At 66.6% G+C, this 23300-nt stretch carries 18 protein-coding genes; 4 read left to right on the forward strand and 14 right to left on the reverse strand.

Annotated elements, in window-relative coordinates; all coding sequences use genetic code 11:
• Positions 1–63: 63 nt before the first annotated feature.
• Complete coding sequence (locus VGN82_RS04435) at positions 64–957, reverse strand: LysR family transcriptional regulator (RefSeq protein ID WP_327525783.1); 894 nt, start codon at positions 955–957, stop codon at positions 64–66.
• Positions 958–1068: 111 nt separating this feature from the next.
• Here VGN82_RS04435 and VGN82_RS04440 point away from each other — a divergent pair, with 111 nt between their 5' ends.
• The 3 genes from VGN82_RS04440 to VGN82_RS04450 all read left to right on the forward strand — a co-directional run bounded on the left by VGN82_RS04440 (position 1069) and on the right by VGN82_RS04450 (position 3347).
• Positions 1069–1458, forward strand: a complete 390-nt coding sequence (locus tag VGN82_RS04440) for a cupin domain-containing protein (protein ID WP_327525784.1) — start codon at positions 1069–1071, stop codon at positions 1456–1458.
• A 75-nt stretch (positions 1459–1533) separates the two neighbouring features.
• A complete protein-coding gene (locus VGN82_RS04445; protein WP_327525785.1) occupies positions 1534–2550 on the forward strand; it encodes a zinc-dependent alcohol dehydrogenase family protein in 1017 nt (338 codons plus the stop codon).
• A 98-nt stretch (positions 2551–2648) separates the two neighbouring features.
• Positions 2649–3347: a RibD family protein gene (locus VGN82_RS04450; protein ID WP_327525786.1), complete on the forward strand. Its 699-nt coding sequence runs from the start codon at positions 2649–2651 to the stop codon at positions 3345–3347.
• Here the strand turns inward: VGN82_RS04450 and VGN82_RS04455 are convergent.
• The 8 genes from VGN82_RS04455 to VGN82_RS04490 form a co-directional block, all read right to left on the reverse strand.
• On the reverse strand, positions 3334–4632 hold the full coding sequence (locus tag VGN82_RS04455; RefSeq protein ID WP_327525787.1) for a multidrug effflux MFS transporter: 1299 nt from the start codon (positions 4630–4632) through the stop codon (positions 3334–3336). The genes VGN82_RS04450 and VGN82_RS04455 overlap by 14 nt on opposite strands.
• Before the next feature lie 112 nt (positions 4633–4744).
• Entirely contained in the window at positions 4745–5734 is a 990-nt protein-coding gene (locus tag VGN82_RS04460; protein ID WP_327525788.1) for an aldo/keto reductase, read from the reverse strand.
• A 231-nt stretch (positions 5735–5965) separates the two neighbouring features.
• A complete protein-coding gene (locus VGN82_RS04465; RefSeq protein ID WP_327525789.1) occupies positions 5966–7459 on the reverse strand; it encodes a DASS family sodium-coupled anion symporter in 1494 nt (497 codons plus the stop codon).
• A gap of 120 nt (positions 7460–7579) precedes the next feature.
• Positions 7580–8791, reverse strand: coding sequence for a sodium/glutamate symporter (gene gltS, locus VGN82_RS04470; protein ID WP_327525790.1), 1212 nt, complete (start codon positions 8789–8791; stop codon positions 7580–7582).
• A gap of 162 nt (positions 8792–8953) precedes the next feature.
• Complete coding sequence (locus tag VGN82_RS04475; protein ID WP_327525791.1) at positions 8954–9955, reverse strand: M23 family metallopeptidase; 1002 nt, start codon at positions 9953–9955, stop codon at positions 8954–8956.
• Between the two features lie 4 nt (positions 9956–9959).
• On the reverse strand, positions 9960–11099 hold the full coding sequence (locus tag VGN82_RS04480) for a helix-turn-helix transcriptional regulator (protein ID WP_327525792.1): 1140 nt from the start codon (positions 11097–11099) through the stop codon (positions 9960–9962).
• A gap of 41 nt (positions 11100–11140) precedes the next feature.
• Positions 11141–12547 (reverse strand): HlyD family type I secretion periplasmic adaptor subunit, encoded by a 1407-nt coding sequence (locus tag VGN82_RS04485; RefSeq protein WP_327525793.1) that lies wholly within the window; start codon positions 12545–12547, stop codon positions 11141–11143.
• Positions 12547–14283 carry a type I secretion system permease/ATPase gene (locus tag VGN82_RS04490; RefSeq protein WP_327525794.1) on the reverse strand — a complete coding sequence of 579 codons (1737 nt, stop codon included), beginning with the start codon at positions 14281–14283 and terminating at the stop codon, positions 12547–12549. The genes VGN82_RS04485 and VGN82_RS04490 overlap by 1 nt, the downstream gene beginning before the upstream one ends.
• Before the next feature lie 781 nt (positions 14284–15064).
• Between VGN82_RS04490 and VGN82_RS04495 the strand changes: the two genes are divergently transcribed.
• Positions 15065–16366 carry a calcium-binding protein gene (locus VGN82_RS04495; protein WP_327525795.1) on the forward strand — a complete coding sequence of 434 codons (1302 nt, stop codon included), beginning with the start codon at positions 15065–15067 and terminating at the stop codon, positions 16364–16366.
• A 196-nt stretch (positions 16367–16562) separates the two neighbouring features.
• Here the strand turns inward: VGN82_RS04495 and VGN82_RS04500 are convergent, their stop codons facing one another.
• From VGN82_RS04500 to VGN82_RS04520, 5 genes are all read right to left on the reverse strand, one after another.
• Complete coding sequence (locus VGN82_RS04500) at positions 16563–17165, reverse strand: CarD family transcriptional regulator (RefSeq protein WP_327525796.1); 603 nt, start codon at positions 17163–17165, stop codon at positions 16563–16565.
• A gap of 387 nt (positions 17166–17552) precedes the next feature.
• Positions 17553–17891, reverse strand: a complete 339-nt coding sequence (gene fdxA, locus VGN82_RS04505) for a ferredoxin FdxA (protein ID WP_327525797.1) — start codon at positions 17889–17891, stop codon at positions 17553–17555.
• 174 nt (positions 17892–18065) lie between these two features.
• Entirely contained in the window at positions 18066–18377 is a 312-nt protein-coding gene (locus VGN82_RS04510) for an RNA-binding S4 domain-containing protein (RefSeq protein ID WP_327525798.1), read from the reverse strand.
• Between the two features lie 149 nt (positions 18378–18526).
• Complete coding sequence (locus VGN82_RS04515) at positions 18527–21922, reverse strand: helicase-related protein (RefSeq protein ID WP_327525985.1); 3396 nt, start codon at positions 21920–21922, stop codon at positions 18527–18529.
• Between the two features lie 433 nt (positions 21923–22355).
• Positions 22356–23243 (reverse strand): alpha/beta fold hydrolase, encoded by an 888-nt coding sequence (locus VGN82_RS04520; protein ID WP_327525799.1) that lies wholly within the window; start codon positions 23241–23243, stop codon positions 22356–22358.
• Positions 23244–23300: the final 57 nt, after the last annotated feature.

Consider the following 23300-nt stretch of genomic DNA (forward strand, 5'->3'; position numbering starts at 1 on the left):
GGTCAATTCCGATTGAGGCTATATTGGAATTTCATCAATCTGGGCTGGCCGCTGGGCCGCAGCTCAACCCCGATAGCGCAGGGCCTCCACGAGCAGCGCGAAGGCGGCCGAGGGCTGGCGCCGGCTCGGATAGTAGAGATGATAGCCGGCGAATGGCGGGCACCAGTCGTCGAGCACGCTGACCAGGCGCCCGGCTGCGATGTCCTCCTGCACCCGGTCCTCCATCACGAAGCCCAGCCCGAAGCCGCTCTTCGCGGCGCGGACGATCATCTCGACCTCGTTGAAGGCGAGCTGGCCCTCGACGCGCACGCGCAGCTCGTGCCCATCCTTCTCCATTTCCCAGGCATAGAGCCCGCCCGAACTGCGCATCCGCAGATTGATGCATTGGTGACCGGCGAGATCATGCGGCGTCTGCGGAACCGGCCGTGTCGCGAAATAGGAAGGCGCGCCGACGACGATCATCCGGACCTCGGGTCCGATCCTGACCGCGACCATGTCCTTGGCGACGGCCTCGCCCAGCCGTACGCCCGCGTCGAAGCGCTCGCTGACGATGTCCCGCAAGCCGGAATCGATGCTGAGCTCGACATGGATGTCCGGATAGTCGGGCAGCAGCTTCTGGAGCGCCGGCCACAGGATCGTGACGGCCGCATGCTCGGCGGTGGTGATGCGGATCGTCCCGGCGGGCTTGACGCGCAATTCCCTGAGCGCATCGAGTTCGGAGCCGATGCTGTCGAGTGCCGGTCGCAGGGTGCCGAGCAGCCGCTCCCCGGCTTCGGTGGCGGCGACGCTGCGGGTCGTGCGGGTGAGCAGGCGCACGCCGAGACGGGTCTCGAGCCGCCGGATCGTGTGGCTGAGCGAGGATTGCGAGGTGCTGAGGCGAGCCGCCGCTCGCGTGAAACTCTGCTCCTCCGCGACGACCAGAAATGCATTCAGATCGACCAGCTCTTCGCGCCGCATTCATGAACCTCGCATATAACCACATGCGGCTTACAGCAGATTATCATCACAATGGCCTCAAGATAGCGTGTGATCCGGAGGGTGAAGGGGCGCCCGTTTCAGGAATCACAGATGGACCTCGTTCGCGAAGCACGCGTCACCGGCGCCGCCATTCCACATCGCTTTACCGGCCGGGTGGACGTTGCCGCATCCTTCGGAGGCGCAGCCGGCCAGTACGGCGCGAGGATGACCTTTCACCCGGGCGCACGGACGGCCTGGCATAGCCATCCGGGAGGACAGACCCTGCTGGTGATCGAGGGCGAAGGGCTCCTGCAGCGCGATGGCGGCCGGCCCGAGCCGATGCAGGCCGGAGATGTCGTCTGGGTCGAGCCAGGGCGACGCCGCTGGTTCGGCGCCGCCCCCGACGCATCGATCGCCCTCATCGCCCTCGCTGCCGCCGATGCGGTCTCGGACGTAGTCTGGATGGAACGCGTCGATGAGCGCGATTACCGCGCCGCCTGACCCGAGAATCGCCGCAGATCTGCGAAATTCTCGCCGCCGTGGCGGCCCTTCATCACCGAACGGGAACAGACTGTCATGCTTGGAACGATGCTCTATGGCGCACGCGACGTCCGTTGCGAGGAGGTCCCGGAACCGACGATCCTGCGTCCGACCGACGCGATCCTGCGGCTGTCGGCGACCTGCATCTGCGGATCGGACCTCTGGCCCTATCGCGGCCTGAACGAGGTCACCGCGCCGATGGCCATGGGCCACGAATATTGCGGGATCGTCGAGGAGGTCGGCAGCGCGGTCACGACCGTCAAGCCGGGGCAGTTCGTGGTCGGCTCCTTCTGCCTGTCCGACAACACCTGCCCGCATTGCCGCTTCGGCTTCCAGTCATCCTGCGAGCAACGCGAATTCATGACCGCCGCGCAGGCACCACTGCTGCGCGTTCCGCTGGCGGACGGCACGCTCGTTGCGACGCCGGAACTGCCGCCGGACGATCTGATCCCGAGCCTGCTCGCGGTCTCGGACGTGCTCGGCACCGGCTGGTATGCGGCTTACGCGGCGCGGGTGCAGGCTGGTTCCACGGCGGTTGTCGTCGGCGATGGCGCCGTCGGCCTCATGGGCGTGCTCGCGGCGAAGCAGATGGGCGCCGGGCGCATCATCGCGATGAGCCGCCACAAGACACGCCAGGACCTCGCCCTCGAATTCGGCGCGACGGACATCGTCTCGGAGCGTGGCGATGCCGGCATTGCGCGCATCAAGGAACTGACCGCCAATATCGGAGCGGACGCCGTGCTGGAATGCGTGGGTACGCAGGAGTCGATGCAGCAGGCCATCGAATGTGCCCGGCCCGGCTCGATGATCGGCTATGTCGGCGTGCCGCATGGCGTCGAGTTCGACGGGCAGCAGCTGTTCTTCTCGCAGAGGGGGCTGCTCGGAGGCCCTGCGCCGGTGCGGCGCTTCCTGCCGGACCTGATCGAACTCGTGCTGGAACGCAAGATCGAGCCGGGCAAGGTCTTCGACCTCGAACTGCCGCTCGCCGATGTCGCGGAGGGCTACCGCGCCATGGATGAAAGGCGCGCCATCAAGACGCTGCTGCGCGTCTGAGCGCGGCACCTAGGCCGGCTGCGCCCGGCTCGCATCATTCATCGGATCGAGGGCAGCTCCTGCCCCCGGTCCGATATCGCTTTCTATGGACCAACGACATGAAGCCCCACGTCATCTGCCACATGATTTCGTCGCTGGACGGCGGATTGCATCTTAGCCGCTGGAGCAAGAGCCCGGGCGGGGAACGCGCCGCCTGGTCGGCGGCCTATGAGAAGGTTCACGAGGAGCTGGAGGGCGACGCCTGGATCGTCGGCCGGGTGACGATGGCCGAATTCAGCAAGGCGTCCGCGCATCCGCCGGCCAATCCGGCGGCCGTCGATCGGTGGCGCCATATCGCCGATCGCGAGGCCAGCAGCTACGCCGTCGCCCTCGATCCTTCGGGGAAGCTGCATTTCGACGATGCCCGCATCGGAGACGACCATATCGTCGTGCTGCTCGGCCCCGACGTCCCGGACGCCCATCTGACCGAGCTCGCGGCCGACGGCGTGTCCTATCTCGTCGCGAATGCGCTGCCGATCGATCTTGCGGCCATGCTCGATGCCCTCGGCCGGGAGTTCGGCATCCGCAGATTGCTGCTCGAGGGTGGAGCCGGCATCTGCGGCTCCTTCTTCGCTTCTGGCCTCGTCGACGAACTGAGCCTGCTGGTTGCGCCGGCGCTCGACGGCCGGGCCGGGCATCAGAGCTTCGTCGAGTTCGGCGAGGCGGGCCTCGCCGACAAGGTGCAGCTGTCGCTCAGGGGCTGCGAGGCGCTGCCGCACGGGCTCGTGCATCTGCGCTACGCCGTCACGTCGCCTTGACGGCTGCGCTCCGGACCAGCCCCATGCAGCACAGGCTGCCGACGCCGCAAAGCGCGATCACCAGGCCCATCGGCCACGGCGTCCCATCCGCGAGCGCTCCGACGAGGGCCGACGCGACGATGCCGCTGCCATAGTGGATCGCGCCAACGAGTGCCGAGACAGCTCCCGCACGCTCGGGAAAGTCCGCCATCGCGCCGGCGATCGAGTTCGCGACGATCAGGCCGTTCAGCGACAGGAAGACGAAGAGCGGCAATACGAGGCCCCAGAGACCGCCCGCGTCCGTCCCGGCGGCAAAGCCCACAGCGATGCCGCTCGCGGCGACGAGGAGCGCGCCCAGGCCGAGCAGCCCGTCCGGCCCGAAGCGCGCCACCAGCCGACCATTCAGCATGTTGACCGCCATGATGCCGAGGATGCCGAGCCCGAACAGGAAGCCGTAGAGCGAGGACGGCACGTGATGATAGGTGATGTAGGCGAAGGGCGAGCCGGCGATGAAGGCAAAGGCGCCGCCGTAGAAGAAGCCGCCGACGCCCGCATAGCCGAGGACGCGCCGTCGTCCCAGCAATTCGACGTAGCGTCCGAATGCCCGGCTCAGGGGCTCGCGATTGCGCCGCTGCGCCGGCAAGGTCTCCGGTAGCGTGAACAGGACGGCCAGGGAGCCGAGCCCGACGACGACCAGAACCCAGAAGATCGCCCGCCAGCCCGCGAAGGCGAGGATCTGCCCCCCGAGAAGCGGGCCGATCAGCGGCGCGATCGCCATCACCGTGATCAGGGTCGAGAGCATCCGTGCCGCACCGGGACCGTCATAGAGATCGCGGACCATGGCACGGCTGAGCGCGACGCCGGCGCAGGCGCCGACTGCCTGCACGATGCGCCAGCCGATCATCGCCTCCGGGCCCTGCGCGAGAGCGCAGCCGGCCGAGCCGAGCACGAAGAGGACGATGCCGATGGCAACCGGCGGGCGCCGTCCGTAGCGATCGCTGATCGGGCCCCAGAAGAGCTGCCCCAGGCTGAAGCCGATCAGGAAGCCGGACACCGTCAGTTCCATATGCCCGGCATCGGCGCCGAGCGCTTCGCCCATGGCGGGCATCGCGGGCAGATAGAGATCGGTCGAGATCGAGCCGAACCCCATCAGTGCGCTGAGGATCGCGAGCACCCGCCGCGGCTGCCGTTTCTCGGCGATGCCCGAGGGCAGGTCTGCATGAGCGTCGCCCAATTGAGCCTCAAGGCCGGGCCGTGGCTCTGCCTCGGCAACGGTCCCGGCACGATCGGTCGAGTTGGAATTCATGGATCTTGCGTCGCTTCTGGTGTTTCACGCCGCCGGGCCGGGCGACCGCGTGCGGGAGCGCCGTGCGGCGAGGCATGCCTTGCTGCGGCCCAGCCGACACGCGCGCGGGGCGTCAGCGCCCGGTCGTCGCCATCAGATGGGCGGGGTAGCGCTCACCCTCGACCTGGATCGCTGCGGCGGCGCTCTCGATCCCGGCCAGATCGACCGCCGTCAGTTCGACATCCACAGCGCCGAGATTCTCTTCGAGACGATGCAGCTTGGTCGTGCCGGGGATCGGCACGATCCAGGGCCTGCGGGCGAGCAGCCAGGCGAGTGCGATCTGCGCCGGCGTGGCGCCCTTCTGATCGGCGATGCGCTTGAGGAGATCGACCAGCGCCTGGTTCTTCTCCATCGCCTCCGCGGTGAAGCGCGGCAGGATGCTGCGGAAATCGCCCTCGCCGAGCCTGGTGTCCTTGCTCATCGCGCCGGTGAGGAAGCCCTTGCCGAGCGGGCTGTAGGGCACGAGACCGATCCCGAGCTCCTCGCAAGCCTGCAAGATGCCATTGGTCTCGACGCTGCGCGTCCACAGCGAGTATTCGTTCTGCAGTGCCGTGATCGGCTGGACGGCATGGGCGCGGCGAACGGTCTGCGCGCCGGCTTCCGAGAGCCCGAAATGCCTGACCTTGCCTTGCGCGATCAGATCCTTGACCGCGCCCGCAACCTCCTCGATCGGCACGTTCGGATCGACGCGATGCTGGTAGAAGAGATCGATGACGTCGATGCCGAGCCGCTTCAGCGAGCCGTCCGCAACCGCCTTGATGTGCTCCGGCCGGCTGTTCATGCCGGACTGCTTGCCGTCGACGATGTCGAAGCCGAATTTGGTGGCGATGACCACCTGATCCCGGACCGGCCTCAGCGCTTCGCCGACCATCTCCTCATTGGTGAAGGGGCCATAGACCTCCGCGGTATCGAAGAAGGTCACGCCGCGGTCCACCGCCTGGCGGATCAGCGTGACTCCTTCCCCTTTGCTGACCTTGTTCGCGTAGCCGAAATCCAGCCCCATGCAGCCATAGCCCAGGGCTGAGACTTCGAGCCCCTTCGTCCCGAGAATCCGCTTTTTCATCGCTCGATCTCCAGCGTTGCAGGCGAGTTCGCCTTGTCGAGCGCAAGATAGAGGCGATGGCGGATATCAATTATCCGCTACAAACGACATGAAGTCATATCCAAGCTTCATGAATGTGGACAGACGACATGCCGGCCCAGCGAGAGGAAACCCTCGAGCAAGTGGCCCTCATCGGTAGATCGCGGCTGGAACGCTACACGACGTCTGCACCGGGCAGGCGTCCAGGCGGGATCACCAGAACCCCAGCAGCTTCCACCAGATGCCTCCGATGACGGCGAAGATGACCAGCTCGATCACGCACATGACGAGACCGACTGTCCACCAGCGGCCCATGGTGACGTAGCCGCTGCCGAAGATGATCGGAGAGGTGCCTGTCGCGTAGTGGGTGAGCGTCATCATGATCGCGGAGGCCGCGACCATCATCAGCACGAAGAAGCCCTGATACTCGCCCGGGATCAGCGCGATGCCGACGGCGAGGAAGGCCAGCATCATCGCGCTGATATGCGCGGTGGTCGAAGCGAACGCATAGTGCGAGAAGGTGAAGATCAGCACCAGCACCGCCGCCGTCAGCGCCCACTCCAGCTTTGCCGACTCGATCGTTCCCTGCATCAGGCCGGAGAACCACGTGACAACGCCGAGGCTGTTCAGCTGCCCGGCCAGCATGACGAGGGCGCCGAACCAGATCAGCGTGTCCCAGGCGCTGCGCTCGGCAAGGACGTCGTTCCAGCTGATCGTTCCCGAAACCAGCAGGATGAACAGGCCGAGCAGCGCCACCGCGGTCGGGTCGAGCTGGAAGGCCGGTCCGAGGATCATCGCCGGCACGTTCGCCCAGAGCAGAAGCAGCAGGGCGAAGGTCAGGAGCATGACGATCTCCTTCGGGTGAAGCGGCCCCATCGCGTGCAGCTCGCCTCGGGCGAAGTGCACCGCGTCCGGCGTGTGCTTCAGTTCCGGCGGAGAGATCAGGAAGATGATGAGCGGCATCAGCAGCAAGGCGACGAGCCCCGGCACCAGCATGGCGAGCGCCCAGGCTCCCCAGGTCAGATCGACCGCGCCGCCGGTCGCCTCGGCCACGAAGCTGCGCACCAGCGGGTTCGGTGCGGTCGCGGTGATGAACATCGCCGAGGTGATCGGGTTGGCGTGGTAGTTCACCAGCGCCAGATAGGTGCCGACCTTGCCCTCGGTGCCTTTCTCGGGGTCGGAATCGAAGGCGCCGGCGATCGATTTCATGATCGGATGGATGATGCCGCCGCCCCTCGCAGTGTTGGAGGGCGTCACCGGTGCCAGCAGGAGTTCACACAGCGCCAGCCCGTAGCCGATCCCGATCGTGCGCTTGCCGAGGGCGGCGATAAACAACATGCCGAGCCTGCGCCCCAGCCCGGTCGTCCGCAGGCCGATCGAGATGAGGATGGCGGTCACGATCAGCCAGATCAGCGGGCTGGAGAAGCTGGAGAGCGCATCCGAGACGGCGCCGGTCGAATTCTCGGCCGTCACCTCGGAGAATGTCAGGATGACCATGGCCATCAGCGCCATGACCCCGATCGGCATGACCTTCAGGATGATCGCGACGATGGTCGTGAGGAAGATGGCGAGCATCGTCATGCCGTCCCGCGTGAGCCCTTCCGGCACGGGCAGGGCGAGCAGGATCAGGAGCACCGCGGTCGTGATCGCCGCCGGGACGATGCGGAACGGGATCGCTTCGCGAAGATAGGTGAGGAAGTTCCTCATCGGCGCTCATGCCCCATCGGTGAAGGTCCGCTGGCAGGAATGCACCTGCCGCGGCGCAGATTCAAACGGTGGCTGCCGCCCGTGCGCGCGGCCACCGCGATGCGCAGGTGGCAACGAAGGTCAACGCCCAAGGAAGAACGTGATCGCGACGACGTTGACGAGGTCGACGAAGAAGGCGGAAACCAGCGGCAGGATGATGAAGGCATTGGGCGACGGCCCGTAATGCTTGGTCACTGCGGTCATGCTCGCGATCGCGGTCGGTGTCGCCCCGAGCGAAAGACCGGTGAAGCCTGCGCTGAGCACCGCCGCCTGATAGTCGCGTCCGAGCAGTGGGAAGATCGCCAGCAGGATGAAGGTCACGGCCAGGAGCGTCTGCATTGCGACGACGACGAGAAGCGGCCCGGCGATTTCTGCCAGGGTCCAGAGCTGCATGCTCATCAGCGAGATGGCGAGAAAGATCGACAGAGCATAGTCGGAGATGAGCGCCAGCGAGGGCGAGCGCGCCGGCCAGGGCAGCTTCGGGAAGATCAGAGGAATCGTGTTCGAGAGCACGATGCCCATGATCAGGCAGGGCACGAAGAGCGGCAGCTTGATGCCGGTCGCCGTCAGGGGTCCGTGGACCAGATAGCCGAGGATCACCGCGACGTTGACCACCAGGAGCGCGTGCATGATGCTCAGCTTGTCGATTGGCGCCGCATCGGCCTCTGGAGCGAGGCCACCCGGGCCCATGTCCGCGGCCTCGGGGGCGAGCTTGCCCCGTTCGATCAGGAGCTTCGCGATCGGGCCGCCAAGCAAGCTTGCGACGACCAGTCCGAGCGTGGCGACGGCGGTGCCGGTTTCCATGGCGGCCGGGAAACCATGCTCGGCGGCAATGGCCGGCGCCCATGCGATCGTCGTTCCGTGCCCGCCGACAAGCGCGACCGAGCCCATAATCACGCCGGCAGCTGATGGCAGGCCGAAAATCGACGCGCCGAGCATGCCGACAACGTTCTGCAGGAAAACGAAGATCACCGTCAGCACGCAAAGGACGATCAGAGTCTTGCCGCCCTCCAGCAGGTTGGAAAGACGGGCGTTGATGCCGACGGTGGCAAAGAAGATGACCAGCAAGCGGTCTCGCGTCACCATCTCGAAGGTGAGGCTGGAACCGGTCGCAGCATGGAGGGCCCAGATCGCGAGAGCGGCGAGGAAGCCCCCGGTCACTGGTTCCGGAATATTGTAGTCGCGCAGGAACGCGATCCGGCGCGTCAGCAGCACCCCGACGAAATAGACGACGATGCCGAGGGTCAGCGTCAGGAAGTCCGGCGCCACGAAGGGTTGGGAGCTTTCCGTCATGCAGCCTGGCCTCCGCAGGGCAATTCAACGCCGGGGGCACGCCTGCGGGTGGCTCTCCCTGCACAGCTAGGTACCTAACACCGGGCGGGGAGGGAGGCAAAGCGGGAGAGGCCTGGCTCTGCGTGTGGAGAGCACATGATCCGTCCCCGGTCGCTGTCGGCATTACTGAAGCTGGATGTCGAAACTCCGCTCCAGGACGACGCCGCCGTCCTGGATGACGGCATAACTCGCCCGATAGGTGCCTTGCGCCCAGCCGGCTGCCGGTTTCCTGGTCCCGGCGAAGACGAGGCTCTGCGCCTGGTCGCGTTCGAGCGGCTTGGCTTTCTGCTCGGCGAGAATCCGCCCCGAGGGGTCCTTCACGGTCAATGTCTGCACATCGCCGATCTTGAGACCGATCCCGCGGACATAGGCGACGAGCGCGGGCGTATCGAGGCCGGGCCGCTGCCGCTCGGCATCTCCCGCCTCCAGCATCGCCATCGTCACCGGTGCGCCGGCAAAGCCTTCGTTGAGAACGGCTCGCTTCCTGTAGGCGAGCAAGGGCTGCAGCGCGGGCTGCCAGAGGCTCCGGCCTCCTCCGCAGGAGCCGGACGGGGCCCCGTAGGCGAAGGGGTCGACGACCTGCCCGCGATGGCGGACGGTGAAATGCAGATGCGGATACTCCGTCAGACCGGAGAGACCGATGCGCCCGATTGCCTGGCCGGCCTTGACCCGATCGCCGACCTCCACGCGCAGGCTGCCGCGGGCCATATGGCAATATTGCGTCTGCCAGCCATCGGCATGTTCGATGATGACGGCGTTGCCGCATTCGGAACCCTGCACGGCGGACCTGCCGGCCTCACGGACGGAGACGTCCGCCATCCCGTCGCGGCGCCGGAGCACGCGACCTTCGGCAGCGGCCAGCACGTCGACGCCCGCCATCTGCGCGGACATCGTCGTGAGCCGGAAGTCGGTCCCGTTGTGGGCGTCATAGGATCGGGTGCCGCATTCATAGTCCTTGGCCGACGCGGTGGGGTCGGAGTCGACATAGTTCTGAATGAAGCAACTCCGCCCAATCTCGCATGCGACCGGCATCTGGAAAAGCGGCGGTTCGTCGGCGGTCGCAGAGGTCGCGAAGGCGAGCACGAAGGCGAGCCCGGCTGCGCCCGCCCAACTCGTCCTGGTCATGCGATCAGGCTCCCTCGTGGCGTGACCGATCCAGCCTAGCATAACGGTCGCGGAGCGCCATTTCGTCCGGAAGAAGCTGCTCGCGGAAGCCATCGACGAAAGGCGACAATGTCAGGATGTAGAGCAGGAAGAACTCGATCTGACGATTGATGCCGAGCTTGAGCATGATGCGCTTGATATAGGTCCTGACCGTTGCCTCGGTCAGGTCCAGCGTCCGTCCGATCCGCCAGGGCGGCTCGCCGCGCAAGATGCGGAGCACGATCCTTTCCTCGGCCCAGGGCAGGCCGAACGCGGTCGCGATGCGCTTGGCGCCGGCGGCGGGATCGATCTGCGGGATGATGATGAGCAACCGGTCCATATGCCGCTCGGAGGGCGCAGCGCCGATCCAGGCGAAGGCAAAGGCGCGATGGTCCGTCGACAGCGGAATGATGGTGTTTGCCCAGGTCCGTTCGGAGCGAGAGGCTGCCGTATCGCGCAGGGCCTGCTGCAGCAGGTTGTTGACGAGAGAGTTGGGGCCGACGAGGGCGCCGTGGTCGAGGCGAACGGGGCTCTTGGCCAGAAGCAATTGCCGGCCCGCGTCGTTCGTTTCGAGAACGCGCAATTTGTGATCGACGGTGAAGGCGGGAAAGGCCAGTTCCTCGACGAGCTTGTCGAGACTCGGATCCTCGGGCCGATGCTGCGCAAAGCCCTGCGTCGTGGCCCAAATGATGCTCGTCGCCCGCGAGATGCAGGCGATCTCCGCGGCCGAGAGCGGGATCGATCGCCAGCCCGCGAGGAAGACCAGGTCGTTGCCGTCGCCGGCGGACAGGCGCCCCGCCAGCGCATGCGCGGGCTCGTCATGCTCCCGGCCCAGCAGTTCCGTGGCGAGCGTGTCGGCCGGGTCGATCGCGAACAGGCTGCCGCGATGCCATTCGGGCCGGTGTGCCAGGCGCGTGATCACATCCGCCGACGGCTGCACCTGGCTGTCGAAGCCCACGCGAGCGGCCTGCACGGCAAACCCGCTCGATCGTGACAGCGCGAGGACGAAGCATCGCTTGCATTCGAGTAGTCCGAGCATCGCCCGTCCGAAGGCTTCGAGAGCCAGAAGCATCGCCGCCCCCTCCCTTCCCGGCTGGGCCGGGGTGGTGGAATCGTCCCGCAACATCGGTTCCTCCCTCTCAGGCATTGATTGCCAGTCGGCTTGGTTCACCCCTCCTTGAAAGCACGATGCATGCGGACCAGCAGCGGCTGCAGCAGGTATTCCGCGAAAGTCCGCCGGCCGGTCTCGATGAAGATCTCGACCGGCATGCCCGGCTGAAGCGAGGCGACGTAGGAGGCGATTTCCGGCGTCTGCTGGAGATCGACCTCGGTCTTGTAGAACGACTTGCCCGACCGGGCTTCAACGAGCGCATCGGCCGTAACCATCGTGACCGATCCGGTGAGCATCGGGGCGCGCCTCGCATTGAAGGCGAGGATGCGTATGCGCGCCGGCTGTCCGGGCCGAACCTCGTTCCGGTCGATGGGTTTGACCTCGCCTTCCACGATCAGACGATCCTGCGTCGGAACGATATCGAGCAGGGTCTCCCGGGGCGCGAGTATAGCGTTCAAACTCCTCGTGTTGAGGCCCACCACGATACCTCTTTCGGGGGCCTTGACCTCACTCCGAAGGAGTATGTCCCGGGCCGCAGCAATGCGATGCCGCGCGTCGGCGATCCGTTCGCGCGCCATGTGACGCTGCTTGGCGACATCCTCGAGCCAATCATAGACGACCTGGCGGCGCTTCTCCGCGAGCTCGGCGATCTTTCCCCTCGACTGCGCGATGGACGCGGCATTGGTCCCAATCTGCGCTTCGGCATCGGCTTCCGCCCGCTTGAGAGCGAGGGTCTTGGGCTTGCGAGCGAGGCCCTTTGCCGTGAGAAAATCCGAATCCTTGATCTCCTCGCGCAGATAGCCGAGCTGCCGCTCCAGGCCTCTGGAGCTGTTCTGAAGACCGCGGATCGCGTCGTCGAGCTGCAGCGTCTGCTGATCGATCAGGTTGCGCTGCCCCTGAAGCGAAGCCGCCCGGGCGGCGAATTCGGAGAGCTGGGCCGCCATCGACGCCTGCGCCTCCCGGTTTGCCGCCTTGCCGTGGAGCTCGTCCGGGAACGAAACCCTCGCTGCACCGGCTTGTTCCGCCTCGAGGCGCGCTTCCATCGCGAGATCGGCGAAGAGCTTGTTTTGGAGGACGCCGAGGTTGGCGTCGATCTGCGTCGTATCGAGCCGCGCGAGGAGCTGGCCACGCTCGACCTGCTCGCCTTCATGGACAAGGATCGCCTTGACGATCCCGCCTTCAAGGTGCTGCACCGAGCGGCGCTGGGACAAGACCTTCACGACGCCGGGTGCGATGACCGCCCCGGCGAGCGGCACGGTTGCGGCCCAGATGCCGAGGATGCCGAACAGAAGGATCACGAGGGAGGCTCCCCACATGATCAGCGGCCCGGCATTGGCGCGAGGGCGCTCCAGCGCTTCCTCCGGATAGAGGCTCGCACTTCTTCGGCCCGATGGGGCCGGCAGGCCGCCGGGCACGACGCTGGGGACCCATCGCGATCGGCTCTGAAGGTCGATGCCGGGCATCAGCGCCTCCCCTCGATAATGTCAGGCCCGATGATGTCGGGCGTGCTGGTATCGGGCTTGGCGATATCGGGCCTGGCCTTTTCGCCCGGACCCGGGCGCGCCTGCCGCATCGGCGTGGCGCCGGCCATGGTCTTGGGCAGCACCTCGTCGGGCGTGCCGAAGGCGACCTGGGTGCCGTCCCGCAGGAACAGGATCAGATCCGCGACTGTGAAGAGGCGCGGTCGGTGCGTGACGATGACAAGGGTGGTGCCGCGCGCCTTCGCCTGCCTGATCGCCGCACAGAGGGCCTCCTCGCCATCGGGATCCAGGTTGGAATTCGGTTCGTCGAGCAGGACCAGCTTGCGCTGGCCGAAGAGAGCGCGGGCGAGCCCGATGCGCTGGCGCTGCCCGCCCGAAAGCTTGCTGCCGTCGCGGCCGATCTCGGTCTCGTAGCCGTTCGGCAACGCCAGGATCATCTGGTGGGCGTTCGCCTGTTCGGCGGCGGCGACCACATCGTCATCCGTCGCCGATTCATCGAAGCCGGCGATCGCCTCCGCGATTGTCCCGCCCAGCAGCTCGACGTCCTGGGGCAGGTAGCCGACATAACGCCCGAGCTGATCCGGGTCCCAGTTGTCGAGCGAGGCGCCATCCAGCCGGATCGAGCCCTGGGTCGGCCGGTCGAGCGCTGCGATCAGGCGCAGCAAGGTCGACTTGCCCGCTCCTGTCGGCCCGATCACGACGACGACGCTCGCCGGCGCGCAGCGGAAGCTGATGCCGGCCAGAGCAGGCCGCCTCGAATTCTGGTTGCGGAAGGCAACGGCAGTCAGATCGAGCGCCCCAAGGGGAGGTGGCAGCAGCGTTCTGCGCTGGCTCATCAGGGCGGCTGCGGTCGCGCCGCAGATATGTGCCCAGGCATCGCGCGCCGAGGTCAGTGTGCGCAGGCCCGCGACGAGATGCTCCATCGGCGCGAGCGTGCGGCTGATGATGATCGAGCTTGCCATCAGGCTGCCACTGAGGACCTCGTTCTGCAGCACGAGCCAGGCGCCCGTGCCAATGGCCGCGACCTGAGCGACGACCCTGACCAGGCGGGCGACGGATGCGATCATGGCGACGCGCTCATTCGCCTTGACGACCGGGACCAGTGCCTCGTCGTTGAGCCGGACGAATTCGCGGACGGCCCCATGCGTCCATCCCATTGCACGAACGAGATTGGCATGCCTGGTGATGCCGTCGAGGGCGCGCTGGGCGCGGATCGCCGTGCCGGATGCCTGCGCCAGTTCGGAGCGCGCCACGCGTCCGCTCACCACGGCCAGCAGCAGCAGGAGCAGCGAGCCGATCAACGCGATCGTCCCGTACCAGGGATGAACGAGGTAGAGCACGGCGATGAAGGCTGGCAGGAACGGCGCATCGATCAGGGTCGAAAGGGTGCCGCTCGACAGCATGTTCCTGAGCTCTCGCACCCGAACCATGCCGTGGGGGCCGGTCTCGGTCCGCCGTGCCGGATCCGTGATCGACGCCTTCAGCACGAGAGGGGCGAGGAACTGTTCGAAGCCGACAGCGAAGCGACCGAGCAGGCGATTGCGGAGAACCTCGAAGCAGGCATTGAAGCCAAGCGCCACGACGACGAGGAGCGTCAGCCCGACCAGCGTCTCGACACTGCCGCTCGTGAGGACCCGGTCGAAGACCTGGATCGAATAGAAGGGCAGGATCAGCAGGAGTGCATTGATTGCGACGCTGAAGATGACGGCCCAGAGCAAGGCGGATCGTCCCGGGATCGCCATGAAGAGAGTGCGACCTCTCAAACCGGCAGTCTCGGCAGTGATCCTGGTCTGGCCCCCTGAAGTCGTACGACTTGCAGACGCGTCGGACATGTATCCTCGGGACTGGATAAAATGTTGTTCCACGTCGCCAGGGCATGATGCCGAAAGTTTATAAGTAATTTTCGGACGTATTCATGCCCCAGAGTATCAATAACATAAATTGGTGCTTTAGAGCGATGTGCATCGCTTCAGAATTTGTAATCGTTTCGATGTCCGCAACTGGGGCCCATCCCGCGACAGCATCGCCATGGCTTCGCCTCCCGTGAGCTTCTGCGAACCTCTCCAGTGATCGCAACCATCAGCCTGGGTGCGGCACGTCGTTGCCGGCCGGGAGCAGCCCGGAAGCAGGCAGGCGAAGCTAGGGAAGGTCACCCGCGACCATAATCCCCATTTGGTGACAGAAATGGTTTCCGGCCATCGACGCGCGCGGGCCGGCTCAGATGAGCTTGCCTGAATGGAGCGCCGCGCTGCCAGGCCGATGTAATTCGCTATATTTTTGAAGGTAAACCCGAGGATTCTGCGGGGCCGGAACAGAATAGCCTCGAAGACGGAGGTCTTTTGTCTCCAAATGGGGATTGTTCCCCCCCTGGCCTCTCCGTAGCGTCCTCCACCTTCGCAGGCTTTTCGGTCCGTGACGATCGATCCCAATGCGCATGACCGCGCGCAAACGCGGACATGCGCCTCTGCGAGGTTCACCTCTCAACAGGGAGCACCCGCTATGGCACTTATCAATGGTACGGCTGGCCCCGACGTAATCCCCCCGCCAGATACGAGCGGCGACGACCTCATCAACGGCTTCGCCGGCAATGACACGATCGACGCGGATGGCGGCAACGATGTCGTCAATGCCGGGGCCGGCGACGACTTTGTTCTTGGCGGTGTCGGGACCGACGAGCTGAACGGCAATGCCGGCGACGATACGATGAGCGGAGGCGACGACGACGACGTCGTGAATGGCAATGCCGGCGCCGACAATCTGTCGGGCGATGCCGGCAACGACACCGTTGATGGTGGCGCGGGCGACGACACCCTCGATGGCGGCGAGGGCGACGATACCATGACCGGCGCTGCAGGCGTCGACACGCTGAACGGCGGCGACGGTAACGACACCATGGATGGCGGCGCCGGCGCCGACACGCTGAACGGGGACGCCGGCGACGACACGATGAATGGTGGCTTTGCCGATGACACCCTGAATGGCGGCGACGGCGACGACACGATGAATGGCGGCACCGGCGCCGACACGGTGAACGGCGATGCCGGCAACGACACCATCTCGGGCAATAGCGGCGATGACACGCTGAACGGCGGCGACGGCGACGACACCCTGAGCGGCAACGCGGGGGATGACATCATGGATGGCGGCGCCGGGCTCGATGCGCTGAGCGGCGGCGACGGCAATGACACCATGTATGGCGGCGACGACGACGACACGCTGGACGGCGGCGACGGCGACGACTGGGAGGAGGGCGGAGCGGGCGCTGACACGCTCAATGGCGATGCCGGCGACGACACGCTGGATGGTGGCGACGGCGCGGACACGGCCAATGGCGGTGACGGCGATGACACCATCGCCGGCGGCGCTGCTGCGGATGCGCTCAATGGCGACGCTGGCGATGACGAGATCGCCGGTGACGCCGGCGGCGACGAGATCCATGGCGGTGACGGCGACGATGATCTCGACGGCGGCGGCGGTGCCGATGACCTGTATGGCGAGGCCGGAGACGACCTGCTGACGGGCGGTGCCGGAACAGACACCTTCCACTTCGGCGACGGTGCCGACACTCCGTTTGGCGATGACGAAGTCACCGATCTCGACAGCGGCGACGAGGACGTCATCGAAGTCGATGTCGTCGATCCGACGACCGTCGTGGTAACCATCGACGATAGCGGCCCCAGCGTCGTTCTCGATTTCGGCTTCGGCGCGATCCAGATCGACGGCGTGTCCGGCGGCGGGACGTTCACGTCGATCGACGATATCAACGACGCGCTCGGATATGACGCCATCGTCCTGGTGTGACGTCGTATTGCCCAAGGATGGCGGCGCGGTGCGCCGCCATCTCATGTCGAGGCGAGACGCAACGGCTTCGACCTCGCGATCGGCGACGGCCGTGGCGCGCCGACCGGTCGCTCGCGGCAGACGGAGGCGAGGCCCTAACGAAAGAACCCGGCGGTGGCCCGCCGGGTCCGATCGGATTAGAAAGCTGTCGCCGGGATCAGGCGGCCTCTTCCTGGATGTCGTCGTTGTCGCTCTCGACGTCGCCATCGGCGGCTTCCACGACCTCACCCTTGGCCGGGCGACGCGGCGACTTGGCCAGCTGGGCCTCGATCTTCTTCAGCGCCTCGGTCTCGGTGACATCGTCGACGACCGCGATTTCGCGGGTCATGCGATCGACCGCCGCCTCATAGAGCTGGCGCTCGGAATAGGACTGCTCCGGCTGGGCCTCGGAGCGGTAGAGGTCGCGAACGACCTCGGCGATGGCGACGAGATCGCCCGAGTTGATCTTCGCCTCGTATTCCTGGGCGCGGCGCGACCACATCGTGCGCTTGACGCGTGCGCGGCCGGTCAGCGTGGCGAGGGCCTTGGCGACGCTCTCGGCATCGGCGAGCTTGCGCAGCCCGACGCTGGCGGCCTTGGCGGTCGGAACGCGCAGCGTCATCTTGTCCTTGGAGAAGCTGACGACGAAGAGCTCAAGCTTGAATCCGGCGACTTCTTGTTCCTCGATAGCCGTGATCTGGCCGACGCCGTGGGAGGGATAGACGACAAATTCGCCCGTCTTGAAACCCTGGCGCACGACAGCTTTCTTCACCGTTGACATGCCGATTAGACTCCTGACCGGACCGCTGGACGCGGGCTCGCGATTTTCAGACCCCGGCCGGATGACCGGAGACACTCCGCCTGACGCGGGCGGGCTTCGACCCGCCGCCTCACGCTCCCTCAGCCGCTCGTCTTTTGTGTGCCGCCAGGCAAAGACATCGATTGCTCCGGCACGGGGGCCGGCGACCTTCGCTATCCTTTTCTAGGGGGCGCCCCGTTTGTGGAAAACCTCGCAGGGGCATGCGGAACGAATGCGACCGAGCCTATTCTGTAGCATAAAAAACACGCCGAATCAAAGGTAAACGCAAACTCCGGACAAGCCTGCGCCCGGCGGCCGGGGAATGGTTAACGCTCCTCCGGCGCCGCGACGGACAATTCCGTCCGCGTCTCAGTCGCCCTCGCCGGGGTTCGGCGAGAAGTGGGCCTCGAGCTTTCCGGGGATGCCGTCGAAGGCCTTGGCGTCCGCTGGAGGCTCCTTCTTCTGGCTGATGTTCGGCCAGCTCGCGGCATATTTCGCGTTCAGCTGCAGCCAGCTTTCCAGTCCCGGCTCGGTGTCGGGCTTGATCGCCTCGGCGGGGCATTCCGGTTCGCAGACGCCGCAATCGATGCATTCGTCGGGATGAATGACGAGCATGTTCTCGCCTTCATAGAAGCAGTCGACCGGGCAAACCTCGACGCAATCCATGTACTTGCACTTGATGCAGTTGTCGGTGACCACATAGGCCATGTCGCAGGTCCTTCCAGTCTGCTCGCCGGCCCCATAAACCCCTGGCGGGCTCAGGTTTCAAGGCCGTTTCGGCCCCAGCAGATAGCAGCTACTTCTCTTCGTCAGGCGTTTTGGAGAACGACGTTCCCATCGTTCCGGGAAGTCAATTCATTTGTATACAAACGATCTGCATTTTTAGCCGTCGCCACCATCCTCCGCAAGCGGCTGATCGCCGCGCCCGCCCTCGTCCAGCCGCTCATAGAGCAGTCTGGCCTCTTCGTAAGGGCCCCGCCGCTCGCCCAGCGACAGCAGGCGTACCACAATGGTCGCATGCGCCAGCGCCAGCGTCAGGACGTCACCGAGCTTCAACGCCTGGGCGGGATTGTCGACCCGCCGACCCGCGACACGGACATGGCCGTCCTCGACCAGACGCACGGCGGCGGTCCGCGTCTTGGCGAAGCGCGCGAACCAGAGCCATTTGTCGAGGCGCTGCCGATCGTCCCGCATATCCGGCCTGCTGTCTCAGTGTCCGGAGCCGCATCCCGTCCGCGTTGAAACAACCCGATCGGACCCGACTCCAAGATATCGTTTGAGAACGCGCGATCCGGTCAGATTGCTCCGCGGTCCGATCGGGCGCGCTCCGGGCGCGGAATGCCTCAGTTCTTGCGCCCTTCGAGCTGCGCCTTGAGGGCCGCGAGCTTGGCGAAGGGCGAATCCGGATCCGGCTCGCGGTCGGCCGGGCGGGGCCGCTGCGGCTGCTGGAAGCGCTCGCCACCACGGTCGTCGCGCTCGCGCCGCGGCCCGCCACCACCACCGCCGGGGCGGCCGTCACGCTTGAAGTCGGGCCTGGGCCCGCGTCCTTGCTCGGGGCGGCCCTGGCCTTCGGGGCGCGGACCGCGCTGGCCGGAGCGGGGCCGCTCGTCGCGTCGCGGCTCGCGTTCGGGCCGTGCGGCTGGCGCAGCACCTCCTTCTGCTGCGGCGACAGGAACCTGCGTCTCGCCGTCGCGACGCGGACCGCCCGGGCGCGGGCCACGATGGGGCCTGTCACCACGGCGGCCGCCGGGCTGGCGTTCGCCGGCTGCGCCTGCGCCCTCGCGCTGGCCGCGATGGGCCTGTTCGGGCCTGCGCCCGCCCTGATGGCGATGCGGGCGCCAGACCTCGATCAGCTCGGGCTCGGCGGTTGTGGCGGCGGCTTCGCCGGTCGTCGTGAGCGCTTCGCCATGAGCTTCCTCGGCGCCCTTCTCCATCGAAGGCTCGGCCGGGGCCGGAGAGAGCGACGACAACATGTCGGCAGGAACGGGCTCGTGAGCCGGTTCCTGGTCGGCCTGCGTCAGGACCGGCGCGTCAGGCGTTTCCGAGACGGTGGCATCGGTGGCGAGGGCTGCTTCCGTGGCTGCGGGCTCGGCGCTCTCGTTGAGCTCAGCGGCGGTGTCGGGCCCGGCATCGGCGCTATCCGTCTGCGCGTCGGCCGGCAGCATCGCATCGGCGGCGGACTGTTCGCTGGCGGCATCCTCGGGCTTGGCATCCTCTGCCTTGGCAGGCTCGGTCGCGGCCGGCTTGGCCGGCGGCGCGGCGAGCGGCACCGTGATGGCCGGGCCGGGACGCTTGGTCGAGACATAGCCGAGCGAGCGCAGGATCGAGGCGAAGTCCTCGCCGGCGCAGCCGACGAGCGACGTCATCGCGCCGGTCACGACGAAGCCGTCCTGATCGGCCGCGCCGGTCGGCGGCACGCCCTGGGTCAGCCCGGGGCGATAGGCGATCGCCGGGCGGATCAAGTCGGCGAGGCGCTCGAGGATGTCGACGCGCACGGCTCGCTCGCCGCAGACGCGGTAGCCGGCGGCGCGATAGAGCCCCTTGGGAACGGCCTTGTCGACCGGGAAGGAGGTTCGGCCGGACGAGGCCAGATGGGAGATGTCGTCGAGCCCGGCCTGTTCGGGCGAGCCGTGCTTCAGGGCCCAGAGCTGTGCGGCCAGCGCGCGCGGCGCAGGCTTGAGCAGCGCGGGAACGTAGAGATGGAAGGCGCCGAAGCGGATGCCGAGCTGGCGCAGCGCGGCGCGGCCCTCCTGGTCGAGCGCCTTCATCTCCTCGCCGACCTTGGTCCGCTCGAGCACGCCGAGCGACTCGGCTGCCTGATAGGCGATGCCGCGGGCGATGCCCGTCAGCGTGGTCGCATCCTCCAGCAGCTGCAGGGCACCAAGCAGGCGGGTGACGTGATTCTTCAGCCAGAGCGCGAGCCTGGCTTCGACCTGCTCGCGGGCCTGGCCGGCAAGATGTTCCTCGACCAGCAGGCGCAACCGCGGCTCGATCGCCTTCTCCCCGGCGACCAGGCGGGCCACCGGCTCGCCGACCCAGCGCAGCAGGCCGTCATGCGACAGCACGAAGGCGTCGTCTCCGGCGAGGACGACCCGCGCTGCGCGCGCCTCGATCTCGGCGCCGAGCGCCTTCATCGCAGCCATGTTCAAGGCTTTCGCCTCCGGCCCGCCGGCCTTCGGGTCCGCCGTGAAACGGAATCCCTGCAGCATTCCGACGTGCTGGCCCTCGACGAGCACGTCGCCCGTCGCGGTGACCTCAGCCTCCAACATCGCATTCTCCCGCAAACGGCGCAGCAGGACACTGGTGCGCCGGTCGACAAATCGGCTCGCAAGACGCTCGTGCAGAGCGTCCGAGAGCTTGTCCTCTACAAGACGCGCCACCCCCTGCCAATGCTCAGGATCGGGCAACCAGTCAGGACGGTTCGCCACGAAGGTCCAGGTGCGGACCTGCGCGATGCGCGCGGACAGGGTATCGATCTCGCCATCGGTGCGGTCGAGCGCCGCAAGCTGGGTGCGATACCAGTCGATATCGAGCCTGCCATGGCGCATCAGCCGCAGATAGAGCGTCGTTGCGAGGTCGGCATGCTGTTGCGGGGCGATCTTGCGATAATCCGGCAGGCCGCAGACCTCCCAGAGCCGCTCGACCGCCGGGCGGCCCTGGGCGAGGGCCTTGACGTCCGGGTCCCGGGCCAGGATTTCGAGCGTTGTCTGGTCCTCGGCGATCAGCGCGCGGGTCAGGCCGGATTCGCTGGGCTGGACGTTCAGGCTGTCGAGCAGCTGTCCGACCGAGCGAAAATCGAGATCGCTGTTGCGCCACTGCAATTGCCGGATCGGCTCGAAGCGGTGGTTTTCGATCGCTTCGACGAGCTCGGCCTCGAAAGGCGGGCAGCGGCCCGAAGTGCCGAAGGTGCCGTCGCGCAGATGGCGGCCGGCGCGCCCGGCGATCTGGCCGAACTCGGCCGGGTTGAGCTTGCGAAAATGATGGCCGTCATATTTCCGCTCGGCGGCGAAGGCGATGTGCCCGACGTCGAGATTGAGCCCCATGCCGATCGCATCGGTCGCGACGAGGTAGTCGACATCGCCGGACTGGTAGATCTCGACCTGCGCATTGCGCGTCCGTGGCGACAAGGCGCCGAGCACGACCGCCGCGCCGCCCTTCTGCCGCCGGATCAGTTCGGCGATGGCATAGACCTCCTCGACCGAGAAGGCGACGATGGCTGAGCGGGCCGGCAGCCGCGTGATCTTGCGGTCCCCGGCGAAGAGAAGCTGGGACAGGCGCGGCCTGGTCACGACATTGATGCCGGGGATGAGCTGCTCGATCAGCGGCTTCATCGTGCCGGCGCCGATCAGCATGGTCTCTGCCCGGCCGCGCCGGTTGAGCAGCCGGTCGGTGAAGACATGGCCGCGGTCGAGATCGGAGGCGAGCTGGATCTCGTCGATCGCGACGAAATCGACCGCGAGATCGCGCGGCATCGCCTCGACGGTGCAGACCCAGAAGCGCGGCCGGGCCGGCTTGATCTTCTCCTCGCCGGTGACGAGGGCGACCGCATCGACGCCGGCCTTCTCGACGACGCGGGCGTAGACCTCGCGCGCCAGCAGCCGCAGCGGCAGGCCGATCATGCCGGTCGGATGGGCGACCATCCGCTCGATCGCGAGATGGGTCTTGCCGGTGTTGGTCGGGCCCAGCACCGCGGTGACGCCATTGGCGCGGACCGAGGGAGGGAGGGAGCGGTGAGGGATCAAGTCTCTGCCGATCGTAACGTTGCGCCGCTCGCCGGGTCGCGACGCCGATCAGGGCGTCCTGCGACGGCGCGCGGAGTGACTGTGAGTTTAGAGCGGGAGCACGGCCTCAGCGAAGAATCGGCCTTGCCATTTTCGCACTGCCTTCCGGAGAACAGAACGAGTCCGGAACGAAGCGGGCCCGAATCGCTGACTCCGACAGAATCGGGTTTCGTTCCCTATGAAGACTTGCCCGAGCGCGGTCGGCCCGGCGCAGGCTGCTGGCGGTGCGCTTAGGCGTCGCAGCGTCAGTAATCGAAGCATCGGCATGGCCTGCCCTTTTTCTCCGCCGGGATCGGCCGCCATCGGCCGCGTCCCGCGCGCGAGACTATCTAAGCGCTCTTCGCCGTGAAACGAGGGCCTTCTCTCGCGAAGCCGGGGGCTGCCCTGCCGATTAGCCGAAAAACGCCGCGAAAACCTCGGCCGCCTCGTCCGGTGCCTCGACATGGACGAAATGTCCGGCGCTTTCGCAGAAGCTGACTTCGGCTTCGTCGAAATGTTCGGGCACGAAGGCCGCCCATTCGGACTTCAGGATCGGGTCGTGCCGGCCCCAATGGACCCGGGTCGGTTGATGGATGCGCACGGAAGGAGTGGGATGCCCGTCGATCGCCGCGAGCCGCGCGGCGTTCTGGCTGCGATACCAGTCGAATCCGCCGCGCAGATTGCCCGGCTTCATGAAGTTGTCGACCCAGAGATCGAGCGCCGGGTCGAAGGCTTCCTTGCGATGGCACCAATGCGACAGGAAATGCGAGAAATACAATGCGCAGTTCTGCCGGCTGAGCCCGACGAGCGCCTCGGCCAGCGGCAGCTGCTGGAAGGACTGGTACCAGACCTCGTTGACATGGCCATCATGGACCCAGCGCTCGGCGATGCTCTGGGTCGGGCAATTGAAGAAGAGCAGCCGGTCGACGAGCTGGGGGTGGCGTCTTGCCAGAGCCTGGGCGGCATAGGCGCCAACATCGTGGCCGACGATGCCGACTGTTTCCAGGCCGAGCGCTACGATCAGCGAGGCCATGTCGTCGGCATGGCTGTTGGCGCCGACATCGCTGCGCGGCGTGGCGGATTTGGCGCTGTCGCCGAAGCCGCGCAGATCCGGCGCGATTAGGCGGAACTCGCCATGCAGGCGGTTCATCAACGGCAGCCAGGTTGCCCAGAATTCGGGCCAGCCATGCAACAGCAGCACAGGTGTTCCGGAGCCAACCTCGGCGACATGCAGCGTCGTGTCACGCACCGCGATCTGGCGATGGCGCAGACCGCGCGGAGTGGCGAAGTCGCTGGACATGATGTCTCCCGGGGATTCTTTTGCGCAACGCTAGCGCCTGCGCCAGCGACGCCGCAA

This window comes from Allobosea sp. (assembly GCF_035999205.1).
Classification (GTDB): domain Bacteria; phylum Pseudomonadota; class Alphaproteobacteria; order Rhizobiales; family Beijerinckiaceae; genus Allobosea.